This is a genomic window from Enterobacter cloacae complex sp. HYC042_NIDB, from assembly GCF_056673315.1.
The window spans coordinates 96,903-110,372 of record NZ_CP109650.1 but is presented as its reverse complement, the minus strand read 5'-3'; the positions used below and the strand labels follow the sequence as shown (position 1 = coordinate 110,372).

Sequence of the window (13,470 nt, the reverse complement as noted above, 5' to 3'; positions counted from 1 at the left end):
GCGTGATGGTTTTCAGAGGACAGCCCATGAGCCTTACCGAACTGACCGGCAACCCGCGTCACGATCAGCTGCTGACGCTGATTGCCGATCGCGGCTATATGAACATTGATGAACTGGCGCAGCTGCTGGACGTGTCGACGCAAACGGTGCGCCGGGATATCCGTAAGCTCAGCGAGCAGGGGCTGATCACGCGTCATCACGGCGGCGCGGGCAGGGCATCCAGCGTGGTAAACACGGCGTTCGAACAGCGCGAAGTGTCGCTTACCGAAGAGAAGCGGGCGATTGCCGAGGCGATTGCGGACTATATTCCCGACGGCTCAACTATTTTCATCACCATCGGCACGACCGTAGAGCACGTTGCCCGGGCGCTGCTTAACCATAATCATCTGCGCATCATCACCAACAGCCTGCGGGTGGCGCATATTCTGTATAAGAACCCGCGCTTTGAAGTGATGGTGCCGGGCGGCACGCTGCGCCCGCACAACGGCGGCATTATCGGGCCTGCGGCGACGGCGTTTGTGTCTGGTTTTCGGGCGGACTATCTCGTGACCAGCGTCGGGGCGATTGAGCACGACGGCGCGATGATGGAGTTTGACGTGAATGAAGCCAGCGTGGTGAAAACCATGATGGCCCACTCCCGCCACATTTTACTGGCGGCCGATCATACGAAATTTAACGCATCCGCCGCGGTGGAAATTGGCAACGTGGCGCAGACAACGGCTCTTTTCACCGATGAGATGCCCGGCTCGGCGCTGCAAAATCATCTGAAATCCAGCAAGGTTGAAACGGTGCTGGCCTGTACCAGCGATGATATCGCCTGAAGCAAAAAGCCGCTGATTTCTCAGCGGCTTTTTTGTTATTTGAAGCTGTATTTTACCCCCAGCATTCCCTGCGTATCGCTGTAGCCTTTATCGCCAATCTGCTGTGCCACATTGCCCCAGACGCTAAGCTGCGGGGTAATCTGCCCCTCTACGCCCGTCTTTAACTCACCAATATTGCGCGTACCGCGCATCTCATTGCTGACGTCATCCATGCGGATACGCGTGGTCTGGGTATTGTGGATCCAGTTCGCTTCAATAAACGGCTGGAAGGTGCGTGATTTAGCGTCATCCATCGCGTTATGTCCGCTGATATAGGCCTTCACGCCGAGACGCGTCATCAGGTTGCCCTGGGTTTCGTCTTTCACCCGCGTGCCGTTACGCTCGCGATGGTCGTCAGCCTGCACGTCCATCCAAACGGCCTGCGCCTTCGGCTGGATCCAGTAGCTGTTGCGGCCGCTTTCACCCACCTTAACGCTATAGCCCGCTTCGACAGAGGCGGTTATGCCGCTGGAGCGATAACGCTCGGTCGCCTGGTCCTGCCCCATCACCTTATTGTCAAACCAGTTATACAGCACCCAGCTATCAACGTAGGTGCCGCTGTTATCGGCTTCGTTTGCGTACCAGGTACCGTACAGACCTACGCTATAGCCATTCACTTCGCCACGTGAGTGGTATCCGGTCAGGCTGGAGGCGCTCCGGCTTTGGCTGTTACCGTAGCCCGCCATCAGGCCAAGATGCCAGCGGTCCAGGCCATCTGTGCTCCATTGGGCGATATCGCCACCCAACTGCAGCACGTAACGGTTGGCTGTCGTTTTTAGCTGGCCGCTGCCGTCGTTGAAACGCGCATGCCCGCCGACATTTCGCATCCAAAGGCTCGTCACTTTTTGCTCGCCGGTGAGCATGTCGGTGTACTGCGTTTCACCCAGACGATCGTGCAGGCGGGTCATAAACAGCGTATTTGCCGCATAGCTGTTTGCCTGATAGCTGCCAAATTCTGGGCGATACTGATGCTCGCTTTTCGGCGGCGCAGGTGGCGGTACCGGTTCTTGCGGCGGAATCACCGGGTCGACGGGCGGATCTACCGGGACGACAGGCGGGTCGACAGGGTCAACAGGTGGATCCACCGGGTCAACAGGCGGGTCGACGGGGTCAACAGGGGGATCTACCGGGTCAACAGGAGGATCTACCGGGTCGATCGGTGGGTCAACGGGTTCAGCCAGGCTGGTCAGAAACCAGTTCTTACCTTTCTGCACAACGTTATAGTCATAACCCCCCGCTACGATACGGCTGGCCTTCTCAAACGTTCCCTCCGAGTTGCCGCCAACGCTGACTATTTCAATCCCTTCAACGGTTTGTGCGCCTGCACCACCAATGTTGTTTACGTCAACCGCGGTACGACCGGATGTGTTTCCTTCAACAATCAGCCTGTCAGTTTCAGAGGTATCGTCAGACAGCACGGTATTGAAAACCAGCTTACCGCCGTTGCCTGTGTAATCCTCGTTGATGGTCAGGGTTTGCCAGGCCGCGTCCTCAGCATGCTGGAAATTTATCGTGCCGCCCGCGTTCAGGGTCAGGCTGGTCAGCGTTGAGCTGTCGCGCATATTCCAGACGGCATCATTCATCGTAAGCGCAAGAGTACCGGTCCCGGCAGCGTTGCTTTCTATGTACGATGCTCCGTTCCACAGCGAGCTGTTACCCATTGTCAGCGTAATGGTACTGTTTTGTGCCGGAAGGGTACTGTTGGCCGCGACGCCACCTGCGGCGAGGATATCGCCGTTAAGGAGGAATTTTCCGCCTGCAGAGGCATCAATAATTCCGCCATTGCTGGCGTTCAGGGCATAGCTACCCTGGTCGCGCTGGCCTGCGGTGGTAATGGTTGCCCCACCGTCGAGCGTTATCACGCCGCGTGACCAGGCATACATCCCGTGCGGCGCCTGGGCGGAGCTGCTGGTTTTCTCGCTGCTGTTGACCGCAATGGTGATGTTATCTCCCACATTTACCGCTGCTGTATAAGCGTAGATGCCATGCGCGCTGGCACCGTTGGTGGTGATGGTCGCGCCTTCATCAAGGGTGATGGTTGACGAGCCGGTAGAGTACACGCCGGAGGCATTGGCTGCGTCGGTGGTAATGGTCGCTTTTTTTCCCAGCTCGATTCTGGAGGCAGAACCCGCATACAGGCCGTAGGCCGAAGTGCCATACGTTTCGATGGTGGCCTCATCCCCCAGACGGACGGATGAGCCGCTCTGGTTGGTACGAATCCCCTCGGCGTAGGTACCCCGCGTCACAATATGCGCACGATCGCCGACAACAATGTTATTTTTGGCCTTCGAGGCATCATTCAGTGCATAGGCGCTAATACCGCGACCGGTACTGCCAGTGGTTTCGATATAGAGATCGTCACCCACATAAATATTGGCGGAGCCGAGAGAACCCTGGCTGAAGGAGCTGTACCCGGCATTGATGCCATCGCCGCTTTGGCCATTAACGTAAATGTGGGTGCGGTCGCCGGTAATGATAAACACCGGGTTATTCGGCGTGTTCATACCGTGGGTACGAATACCGTCGACATCTTTACCGTTATTGGCAGCCACTTTTGACTGGGTACGAATAGTCAGGTCGTCACCAAATATCACCCCCGGGCTGCCGGACGTGGAGTTCTGAATAACGGTCACGGAGTGCTCAAAGGCTTCCGCCCCCGGCCCTTCGAGAGTGATCCCATCCCCGTAGACTGGAATATTGCCCGGGCTGTACTGGTAGACATAGTTAGGATCGCTGGTATTTTTGCTAAAGTTCGCGTTTGCCGTTGCAGGAATCAGCGCCTGTATTTCCGCAGGCAAATCCGTTACTGCTCCGGTGGCTGGTAAATTAGCAAAATCGATAACTGCAGCATTCGCGGTAAATAGCGCTGACGATAGTGCCAGCGAAATCGCAACGGCGACAGGTGAATGTTTCAATAAATATGGCATAACTGCCCCCTTTCTTTCAGGCGTAAAACATCCTCCACACCATTAAATGTGGGTATGTTAAGAAGTTGAAATTACAAAATAGAAACGAGAATTTTATGAATGCTGGTACCTAACTTCCTCTCTAATCGTATTTTATGAACGTAAATTTTTTTCACATCAACGCTGGTTGTTTTTATTATCTCCCGGAGACACACCCCTGAAATAAGTCTGTTAAGTAAAGTGAATTCAACAGTGTTCAGGGTATTACCACGCCTGCTGCTCACTCGCCTGCCGGAAAAAAGATGGTTAATTTTTTCCTGCAATATAGCGTCATCGTCATCTGAATAAAAAATTCCCTTTATTTCACTGTGGTGAGCGAAAAAGTAGTGAGCCAACGCCTCCAGTTTACGGTCCGCGATAAGCACGATGTGCATGTTGGTCATCGCCAGATGTTCAATCCATTGCGGATCGACAAGCAGGCGCAGGTTATACATCGAAAAATCTACAAAAATAAATCCGCGTAATAAATGATTCTTGTTCCCAGACAATATTTTATTTTCTACTGCAAGTTGCAGGAAATGATTTCCCACCGGCCAAACTGCGAAGGAGGCGCTGCCACAGTATTGTGAACGCACCGTGTTATCCGGAAATAACTGACAGGACAATTCGCAGCTTATACAGCGGACAACCTTTCGCGACGATGTTATCATCCAGTCCACTCCTGTCTTATTTTCATTATCAATATTTCACTGCCTTTCAAATGTGTCAATCTTGAAACATATCCAGCGTTTCTGTCGTATTTATGAGAAATAATGCCAGAGAAAATAAATTCCTGGCTGTCTCTATTCTTGCAGGCCGCAGACATAGCGACAGAACATTGATTGCCAGACCTTACCCAGGAATATTCATCAATCCATTAAGATTATTCGGCAAAAACAACCCCGGAAGGAAATTGACGAAATAGCACTAATAGCTAAAGATTCGTCACCTCGATCTGCCTGAACGTCAGTCTTTTCTCAACGTGTGGCTCAATATAATTATTTGACCTGGTGAAGTGTAATGAAATCTCATTATGTCCTTTTAGCTGAGGCTCACCTAAGAAAACTGACTTGTAATCAATTGAAAAATAATGCGATGTTTCTAATCTTAGGTACGGGTCTGTCGCGCTCTAATCCTTCTGACCTATACTGTTGTTAAATATACGTATGTTTTTTGGGTTTGCGGGGTTAAATATTGTTATTGCAGAGGAAAGTAAAATTGTATCTTATTAACAAGCTGGTCGAGTATGACCCGGAAAACAAAACCCTGGCGAATCATATTACCGGGCGCACGATACATTTGCAGCTTCCTGCCAATCTCTGCTTTCTTTATCTCGTTACCCATCCTGGCGAAATAATTTCGCAAAATCAGTTAATGGTGGTGGGATGGGGTGAGCGTAACGATGTCACCACACCGAATACCTTTTACCAGGCCATTTTGACATTGCGCAATGCGCTGGCTGAGGTGGGGTTACCGCGCGATACGGTAAAAACGATTTCGCGTCGCGGGTTGACGCTTTCCGAAGCCACCCAGGTTGAAGTATTTACCCCAACCGCCGAGCCGGTAATTGCCAGTGAAGACGCGGCAATAGCCGAAGGCACCGCGATGAAGAAGCCGGCGTGGTTAATAATAGCCACCGCTGCGCTTTTTCTGATCGCGCTTATTAACGGGGTCATATTATATAAACATCACCAGAACATGCCGTTTAGTCACTACATTCCACTTTCAATGGGCAGCACGACCAACGCCTGCCAACTCTTTTATGCACCTAATGAACATATGCAGGACCATTACCTTCGCTTGTTAAAAAATTATCCCAGCCTGTGTGCCGGAAACCGATACGTTTTTCTCATCGGCTATAGTAAAACGGAGCGAATCGCGGCGTTTGTCTGTAATAACGATGCGCGACATGACGCGGCAGCGTTATGTACCACGCATTATTTTTGGGCGCATGAGCAATGATGACACTCGGGAATCGTATTATTTTGCTGGCGGCGTTGCTGGGGGCTGCTATTACCAGCGGCTGGTTAGCGTATTCGCATTTTTCGAGTGCGCCGATACGCTGTACAGGTGATGTGGAGTGGACGATTGGTAAAAACCGATTTGTAGGAACGGTTTCATGGCGAATGCAGCATCGGGAAGGGACCGCTGTCATTAACGGTAAACTGTTTGGTCACGTGGTTTCTGAAGTCAACCGCACCATCTATTTCCACTACAGCGATCACCAGAACGCGCGCGTATTAAATAACGATCGTATTGTTAAAACCTTCGCCGATAGTGCGGATGAGGCTGATATCAATGCAACGCTACCGGGTTTTTATCGCACGCCGGGAAGAGATCTGAGCCTGATGATTGATGAGTACCGTGGAGCGTGGCTTTTTGCCGCGTCAAACGTCCCTTCGCTGTACTGCCGTAAAAACGCGCCGTAAAAATCAATCGCACACCTTAGACGGCACGCATAGTCAAATCTCGTGATTCCCGCTACAGTTATCTCTCCACGGCGAAAGGAGATAAACATGCTTTATATCTTTGACTTAGGAAACGTAATCGTCGATATCGATTTTAACCGGGTGCTGGGTGCCTGGAGCGACTTTAGCCGTGTGCCGCTGGCGACGTTAAAGCAGGATTTCGCGATGGGTGAGACCTTCCATCAGCATGAACGCGGCGAGATTAGCGATGAAGAGTTTGCTGAACGCTTCTGCCAGGAGATGGGGCTTTCGTTAAGCTATGAACAATTTTCTCACGGCTGGCAGGCGGTATTCATCGCGATCCGTCCGGAAGTGATCGACATTATGCACAAACTGCGCGAGCAGGGGCACCGGGTGGTCGTGCTGTCTAACACCAACCGTCTGCACACGACCTTCTGGCCAGAGGAATACCCCGAAGTTAAGGCGGCGGCAGATAAGATCTATCTTTCCCAAGAGATGGGTATGCGTAAGCCTGAAGCGCGAATTTATCAGGCTGTTTTGCAGGCAGAGGGATTCACCGCGGCCGATGCGGTCTTTTTCGATGACAACGCCGATAATATAGAGGGAGCTAACCAGTTGGGTATCACGTCAATTCTGGTGACCGGAAAAGAGACGATACCGAACTACTTTGCGAAGCAGTTATGCTAAAAACCGTTCATCAAAAAGCCACGCATCATACTCGCCCGCTGAGGGCCTGGCTGAAGTTGCTCTGGCACCGCATTGATGAGGACAACATGACCACGCTGGCGGGTAACCTCGCCTACGTGTCGTTGCTCTCATTAGTGCCGCTGGTGGCGGTTATCTTTGCGCTCTTTTCCGCTTTCCCGATGTTCGCGGACGTTAGCCTGCAGCTTCGCCATTTCGTCTTCGCGAACTTCATCCCGGCCACCGGGGATGTTATCCAGAACTACATCGAGCAGTTTGTTGCCAACTCCAGCAAGATGACGGCAGTGGGGGCGTGCGGCCTTATCGTCACCGCGCTGCTGCTGATGTACTCTATCGACAGCGCGCTTAACACCATCTGGCGAAGCAAAAAAATCCGTCCTAAGGTCTATTCCTTTGCCGTCTACTGGATGATTTTAACGCTGGGGCCGTTGCTGGCTGGGGCGAGTCTGGCAATCAGTTCGTATCTTCTCTCCTTGCGCTGGGCGAGTGATTTAAACAGCGTGATTGATAACGTGCTGCGTATTTTTCCGCTGATCCTGTCCTGGCTCTCGTTCTGGCTGCTCTATAGCGTTGTACCGACCACGCGCGTGCCTAACCGCGATGCGGTAGTTGGGGCGCTGGTGGCGGCAGTGCTTTTTGAACTGGGTAAAAAAGGGTTTGCCCTTTACATCACCATGTTCCCGTCTTATCAGCTGATTTACGGCGTGCTGGCGGTGATCCCCATTTTATTTGTCTGGGTTTACTGGACCTGGTGTATCGTCTTGCTTGGTGCCGAAATAACTGTCACTCTCGGCGTATACCGCGAACTTAAAAAAGCAGCAGAAGCTGAAAAACAATTAGAAGCAGACCAACCATGATTGCATTGATACAGCGCGTAACCCGTGCCAGCGTCACCGTGGAGGGAGAGGTGACGGGTGAAATTGGCCCAGGACTTTTGGTGTTGTTAGGTGTCGAAAAGGATGATGACGAACAAAAAGCGAACCGCTTATGCGAGCGCGTGCTGGGCTACCGCATATTCAGCGATGCGGAAGGCAAGATGAATCTGAACGTCCAGCAGGCGGGCGGCAGCGTGCTGGTGGTTTCCCAGTTTACGCTGGCAGCGGATACCGAGCGCGGCATGCGCCCGAGTTTCTCTAAAGGCGCGGCGCCGGATCGTGCAGAAGCACTTTACGAATACTTTGTTGAGCGTTGTCGCCAACAGGAAATGAATACGCAAACCGGACGATTCGCTGCAGATATGCAGGTCTCGCTGGTGAACGATGGCCCCGTCACATTCTGGCTCCAGGTATGAGCCAACTGGCGGCGTGGCCGCGGGTAACAAGAGAGAGTACAGCTATGTATCACCTTCGAGTACCGCAAACGGAAGAAGAGTTAGAAGCGTATTACCAGTTCCGCTGGGAAATGCTGCGCAAGCCACTGCATCAGCCAAAAGGATCTGAACGCGACGCCTGGGATGCGATGGCCCATCATCAGATGGTGATGGACGAAGAGGGTAACCTCGTCGCCGTCGGGCGACTGTATATCAACGCTGATAACGAAGCGTCGATTCGTTTTATGGCGGTTCACCCTTCCGTGCAGGATAAAGGGCTGGGGACGCTAATGGCGATGACGCTGGAGTCCGTCGCCCGTCAGGAAGGCGTTAAGCGCGTCACCTGTAGCGCCCGGGAAGATGCCGTGGAGTTTTTTGCCAAACTCGGTTTTGTTAATCAGGGGGAAATCACCGCTCCGCAAACCACGCCGATTCGCCACTTTTTGATGATCAAACCCATCGCCACGCTGGACGATATTCTTCATCGCGCGGACTGGTGCGGGCAGCTGCAGCAGGCCTGGTATGAACACATCCCTCTGAGTGAAAAGATGGGCGTGCGCATTCAGCAGTACACCGGGCAAAAATTCATTACCACCATGCCGGAAACCGGCAATCAGAACCCTCACCACACCCTGTTTGCCGGCAGCCTGTTTTCCCTGGCGACGCTCACCGGCTGGGGGCTGATCTGGCTAATGCTGCGCGAGCGGCATCTTGGCGGCACCATTATTCTGGCCGATGCCCACATCCGCTACAGTGCGCCTATCAGCGGCAAGCCGAGCGCGGTGGCGGACCTTGGCGCGCTGGGCGGCGATCTTGATCGTCTGGCACGTGGCCGCAAAGCGCGCGTGCAGATGCAGGTTGAGCTGTTCGGCGATGAAACGCCGGGCGCGGTGTTTGAAGGCACCTATATCGTTCTTCCTGCGAAGCCGTATGGCGCTTATGAAGAGGGCGGGAACGAGGAGGAGTAGTCTCCTTCTCACTCTCGCCCGGCATGGTTAATGCGCCAGGCAATATCTCGCATAACGTCTCGCGCTGACTGGCTAATTCCACTCAACTGAAAGAAGCCGTGTATTACACCCCGCCATCGTTGAGCGGTACACTTCACGCCTTGCTCCGTGAGGCGCTGACAAAGCGCCTCGCCTTCGTCGCGTAACGGATCATACTCAGCGGTAACAATGTGGACCTTTGGCAGACCGCTAAAGTCGTTGCGCCACAGTGGGCTGACTTCAGGATGCTGACGGTCGGCTCCAGCCAGATACATTTCATAGCCGCTCAAAAGGGTATCGCGAGTAATCACGTAATCCATGCCATTGAGGGTATAGCTTTCAAAACTGGCCGTAGCGTCGAGCATGGGGTAGATAAGAATGAGCTGCGCGGGATCCCAGAGACCTTTGGCCTTAAGCCGCAAGGACGTTACCAGCGCAAGATGGCCTCCCGCGCTGTCTCCACAAAGTGTAATCCGGTTTTTATCCACACCTAATTGTTCTGCATTTTGCCAGACAAGATCTGCCGCTCTCTCTGCATCGTCATGCGCAGCCGGGAAGGTATGCTCGGGTGCGAGTCTGTACTGAACCGCAATGACCCGACAGTTACCGTAAAACGCCAGTTGGCGAAGCTGATTATCATGGGTTTCAAACCCACCGCTGACAAAACAACCGCCATGATAGTAGAGGGCACAAGGTAACGTTTCAGGGGCATTGACAGGCGAAAATACCCGAAAGGTCAAATCCTCAAGAACAAGCGTTTCAACCTGGACACGAGTTTCTTTTTCCCCGGCCAGCGCTGTGCTGGCGACATATCCGCTTCTCCGGTCATCAATACTCTGCTTTCGCGAGGAAGGTCGTCCTGCGGCAATAAACTCCTGTACCAGCTTATCAATACCCTTCTCCAGAGCCATGGTTACGTCCTTTTACTGTGTGTTTATACAGTTTATAGCCTGGTTTACAGCAGATGAAAACAGAGAAATGTTGAGAGGTGCATATTGTGGAAAACGGCTCGCAAAATCGATCATTCCCTAAAAAACGTCCTTTCACCCTAAATTGATAAAGAGTATTTTGCCTGAAAATTAACCAATGATGATATACTAAGGTGATATATGAGCGTTTTGGCGGAACTTGATATGGGCAGAATACTTATCGATTTGTCTGATGACGTGATTCAACGTTTGGATAACCTCAAGCAATTGCGAAATCAACCACGTGCTGAACTGCTTCGCGAAGCGATTGAGCTGTATCTCGACCAGCAGAGTTCTTCTGTTATCCGAAATGCGCTTGGTCTGTGGGGAGACAGAAAAGAGGACGGGCTTGAGTATGAACGCAAGCTGCGTGAGGAGTGGTAATCATGGAGCACATGGCAGTGTTTGATACCAATATTCTCATTGATCTCTTCAACAACCGTGTTGAAGCTGCGGATGCGATTGAGCATACCGCGTCGCATCGTGCCATCAGCTTAATTACCTGGATGGAAGTGATGGTGGGCGCTCGCAGGCATGGTCATGAAGCGAAAACGGCAGCCGTGATGGGCGCTTTTGAAATTATTGATGTGTCTCGGGATATCGCGGAAAGAAGCGTTTTACTACGTGAGAAGCATGGAATGAAACTGCCTGATGCTATCATCCTGGCTACAGCGCAGAGCAGAAAATGTCCGTTGATTTCTCGCAACACGAAAGATTTTGCGGGTATTGACGAGGTCCTTACGCCTTACCAAGTGTAGGCCGGGCAAGCTCGCGCCGCCCGGCACTCTCACGGAGATTACTCCCCTTCACCCGGGAACAGGAACGGGTTGATCGAGCTGCGGGCAAAGCCCTCCTGCTCCATCTTCGCATCCAGAATTAGCGAGGCGAGATCGTCGGCCACCGCTTCGACTTTCGGGTCTTTTTCCTGATACAGGATCTTCAGGTAGGTTCCGCAGTCGCCGCAGCTTTCGGCTTTCACCGCCGCGTCTTCATTTTCCAGCGACCAGTAGTTGAGATCGCGAGTCTGCTCGCAGTTGCTGCACTTCACGCGCACCACGTGCCACTCGGTTTCACACAGGTTGCAGTGCAGGTAGCGCAGCCCCTGCGTGGTCCCAATCTGCACCATGCTGGAGACCGGCATTGAGCCGCACACCGGGCAGAACTGGCGCGCTTCGCCGTATTCGGCGCGGGCTTTGCCCGGGATCAGGCTCGCCATTTGCGCCCAGTAGAGCGACAGCGCGGCCCAGATAAACGGCGCTTTATCGCTGCTGACCAGCGAGAAGTCGGAGGCAAACAGCGCGCTCGCCATCTCTTCCAGCTCCAGGTCAGAGGCTTTTTCCAGATTCTCGATGACCGCCAGCGCGGTGCCGCTCATCTCCGGCTTCAGCTCGGCAATCAGCGAATGAAGCAGCTTATGCCAGTGCTTGTCGCGCGGCAGGACGTGAATATCCAGCGGCGGTTTGCCCTGCTCGTTAGCTTCTTTGATGCGCGCGGCCAGGTCCATTTGCAGCGGGTGGTCGTACAGCACCACCTCCTGTGCATGGGCGACCAGCGCGGCAAAACGCAGAAAATCGCCCAGCGGGTTGTTCTCTGCCAGCTCGCGCAGACGCTCTGCGCGGCGGTTGTAGAGGTTCTTGAGTCTGGGGAATAACAACGGCGGAATATACTCCGCCGTACGTTTCTCGCTCGACCCCAGCTCATCTTGCGGGATTATGCGAATACTCATTCAGATGACTTTTCCTGTTTCTGGCGGACTTCACGGTACCAGCGCGGGTGATGTTTCTTCGCCCACGTTTTGGTTACCCATCCTTCCACCATCGCGGTAATGGTGCCTTTCACCCAGAGGGCGGCGTAAATATGCACCATGATAACCACAATTAACGCCACTGCGGCAAATGAATGCAGCATTAGCGCAAATCGGATCACCGGGATTGAGAAAGCAGGCGCAAAGTACGGACGCCAGATGATCACGCCGCTCACCAGCAACAGGACCAGGAAGATAATCGCCGCCCAGAATACGCATTTCTGGCCGAAGTTATAACGCCCGGTATCACCCACTTCCTCGTTGACGACGATCTTACGAATATTCTTCGCCCAAAAGATATCATCCCGATTGATTAGGTTATGGTGCCAGTAACGGAAAAACATGATGATAAACGAGGCAAACATCACCACACCCACGAACGGGTGAAGGATGCGCGCCAGCTGCGGCGTGCCCAGGATCTGCATCAGCCAGTTGAAGGAGGGGAAGAAGAACCCCAGCCCGCTTATCGCCGCCAGCATGAAGCAGAAGGCGGTGACCCAGTGGTTGATGCGTTCCGGCGCGGTGTAGCGCACGATGGTGTCACGTTTTCTCATTTGCGCACCTCGTCTTTCTCTTCATGCAGGTTGTCGTCTTCCTCTTCCGCACGGTTCGGACCAACGCCGACGTAGTGGAAGATGCTCGCTGCGAAGGTGGCAGCAAAGCCCACCGCGGCCAGCGGTTTCCAGATGCCTTTCCAGAACTTCACGGTGGCGCTGATTTCCGGGTTCTCCGGCAGGCCGTGATACAGGTTCGGCTTGTCGGCGTGGTGCAGCACGTACATCACGTGCGTACCGCCAACCCCTGCCGGATCGTACAGGCCCGCGTTGTCGTAACCACGGGTTTTCAACTCGCCCACGCGCTCTGCCGCCAGCGTTTTCATATCCTCTTTGGAGCCAAAGTGGATAGCGCCGGTTGGGCAGGTCTTCACGCATGCAGGCTCCTGGCCCACGTTAACGCGGTCAACGCACAGGGTGCATTTGTAGACGCGGTTGTCTTCTGGGTTCATGCGCGGCACGTCGAACGGACAGCCCGCGATGCAGTAGCCGCAGCCAATGCACTGCTCGGACTGGAAGTCGACGATGCCGTTGGCATACTGAATGATAGCCCCTTCTGACGGACACGCCTTCAGGCAGCCCGGATCCGCGCAGTGCATACAGCCGTCTTTGCGGATAAGCCATTCCAGTTTGTCGTTCTGCTCCACTTCCGAGAAACGCATTACCGTCCAGGACTTGGCGGTCAGGTCTGCCGGGTTGTCGTACACCCCGACGTTGTGACCCACTTCGTCACGGATGTCGTTCCACTCAGAGCAGGCCACCTGACAGGCTTTACAGCCGATACAGGTGGTCACGTCGATCAGCTTCGCCACTTCCTGCTGGTGGTCCCGCGCCTGAGGCGCGGGCGTGAAACCGTTAGTCGCGGAACGACGGATAATGTCTTGAGATTGATAAGCCATAAGTCGTCTCC

15 protein-coding genes are annotated in these 13,470 nt (G+C 53.5%); 9 read left to right on the top strand and 6 right to left on the bottom strand.

What is annotated here, in order from left to right; translation table 11 throughout:
- Positions 1–26: 26 nt before the first annotated feature.
- Positions 27–821, top strand: coding sequence for a DeoR/GlpR family DNA-binding transcription regulator (locus OKF39_RS00520; protein ID WP_032644939.1), 795 nt, complete (start codon positions 27–29; stop codon positions 819–821).
- 35 nt (positions 822–856) lie between these two features.
- Here OKF39_RS00520 and OKF39_RS00515 read toward each other — a convergent pair whose 3' ends face one another.
- Positions 857–3,787, bottom strand: a complete 2,931-nt coding sequence (locus OKF39_RS00515; RefSeq protein WP_479983394.1) for an autotransporter outer membrane beta-barrel domain-containing protein — start codon at positions 3,785–3,787, stop codon at positions 857–859.
- Between the two features lie 71 nt (positions 3,788–3,858).
- Complete coding sequence (locus tag OKF39_RS00510; protein ID WP_479983785.1) at positions 3,859–4,476, bottom strand: helix-turn-helix transcriptional regulator; 618 nt, start codon at positions 4,474–4,476, stop codon at positions 3,859–3,861.
- A 547-nt stretch (positions 4,477–5,023) separates the two neighbouring features.
- On the opposite strand from OKF39_RS00510, the gene OKF39_RS00505 reads away from it, so the two are divergent.
- The 6 genes from OKF39_RS00505 (at position 5,024) to fabY (ending at position 9,216) form a co-directional block, all read left to right on the top strand.
- A complete protein-coding gene (locus OKF39_RS00505; RefSeq protein WP_136344168.1) occupies positions 5,024–5,767 on the top strand; it encodes a winged helix-turn-helix domain-containing protein in 744 nt (247 codons plus the stop codon).
- Positions 5,764–6,234, top strand: a complete 471-nt coding sequence (locus OKF39_RS00500) for a hypothetical protein (RefSeq protein ID WP_028014878.1) — start codon at positions 5,764–5,766, stop codon at positions 6,232–6,234. The genes OKF39_RS00505 and OKF39_RS00500 overlap by 4 nt, the downstream gene beginning before the upstream one ends.
- Positions 6,235–6,321: 87 nt before the next feature.
- Complete coding sequence (gene yihX / locus OKF39_RS00495; protein WP_479983393.1) at positions 6,322–6,921, top strand: glucose-1-phosphatase; 600 nt, start codon at positions 6,322–6,324, stop codon at positions 6,919–6,921.
- Positions 6,915–7,796: a virulence factor BrkB family protein gene (locus OKF39_RS00490; RefSeq protein WP_045260235.1), complete on the top strand. Its 882-nt coding sequence runs from the start codon at positions 6,915–6,917 to the stop codon at positions 7,794–7,796. The genes yihX and OKF39_RS00490 overlap by 7 nt, the downstream gene beginning before the upstream one ends.
- Positions 7,793–8,230 carry a D-aminoacyl-tRNA deacylase gene (dtd, locus tag OKF39_RS00485; protein ID WP_008501836.1) on the top strand — a complete coding sequence of 146 codons (438 nt, stop codon included), beginning with the start codon at positions 7,793–7,795 and terminating at the stop codon, positions 8,228–8,230. Before OKF39_RS00490 ends, dtd begins: the two co-directional genes overlap by 4 nt.
- Positions 8,231–8,274: 44 nt before the next feature.
- Complete coding sequence (gene fabY, locus OKF39_RS00480; protein ID WP_028014875.1) at positions 8,275–9,216, top strand: fatty acid biosynthesis protein FabY; 942 nt, start codon at positions 8,275–8,277, stop codon at positions 9,214–9,216.
- An 8-nt stretch (positions 9,217–9,224) separates the two neighbouring features.
- Here the strand turns inward: fabY and OKF39_RS00475 are convergent, their stop codons facing one another.
- Complete coding sequence (locus tag OKF39_RS00475; RefSeq protein WP_028014874.1) at positions 9,225–10,145, bottom strand: alpha/beta hydrolase; 921 nt, start codon at positions 10,143–10,145, stop codon at positions 9,225–9,227.
- Between the two features lie 198 nt (positions 10,146–10,343).
- Here OKF39_RS00475 and OKF39_RS00470 point away from each other — a divergent pair, with 198 nt between their 5' ends.
- Both OKF39_RS00470 and OKF39_RS00465 read left to right on the top strand, forming a co-directional pair.
- Positions 10,344–10,586, top strand: a complete 243-nt coding sequence (locus OKF39_RS00470; RefSeq protein ID WP_015569912.1) for a ribbon-helix-helix domain-containing protein — start codon at positions 10,344–10,346, stop codon at positions 10,584–10,586.
- Positions 10,587–10,588: 2 nt separating this feature from the next.
- Positions 10,589–10,960, top strand: coding sequence for a type II toxin-antitoxin system VapC family toxin (locus OKF39_RS00465; protein WP_077266491.1), 372 nt, complete (start codon positions 10,589–10,591; stop codon positions 10,958–10,960).
- Between the two features lie 38 nt (positions 10,961–10,998).
- Here the strand turns inward: OKF39_RS00465 and fdhE are convergent, their stop codons facing one another.
- From fdhE to fdxH, 3 genes are read right to left on the bottom strand one after another with little or no spacing between them, the layout of a single operon-like run.
- Positions 10,999–11,928, bottom strand: coding sequence for a formate dehydrogenase accessory protein FdhE (gene fdhE, locus OKF39_RS00460; RefSeq protein ID WP_479983392.1), 930 nt, complete (start codon positions 11,926–11,928; stop codon positions 10,999–11,001).
- Positions 11,925–12,560 carry a formate dehydrogenase cytochrome b556 subunit gene (gene fdoI / locus OKF39_RS00455; protein WP_015569914.1) on the bottom strand — a complete coding sequence of 212 codons (636 nt, stop codon included), beginning with the start codon at positions 12,558–12,560 and terminating at the stop codon, positions 11,925–11,927. Before fdoI ends, fdhE begins: the two co-directional genes overlap by 4 nt.
- Positions 12,557–13,459, bottom strand: coding sequence for a formate dehydrogenase subunit beta (gene fdxH / locus OKF39_RS00450; protein ID WP_003861960.1), 903 nt, complete (start codon positions 13,457–13,459; stop codon positions 12,557–12,559). Before fdxH ends, fdoI begins: the two co-directional genes overlap by 4 nt.
- Positions 13,460–13,470 lie beyond the last annotated feature (11 nt).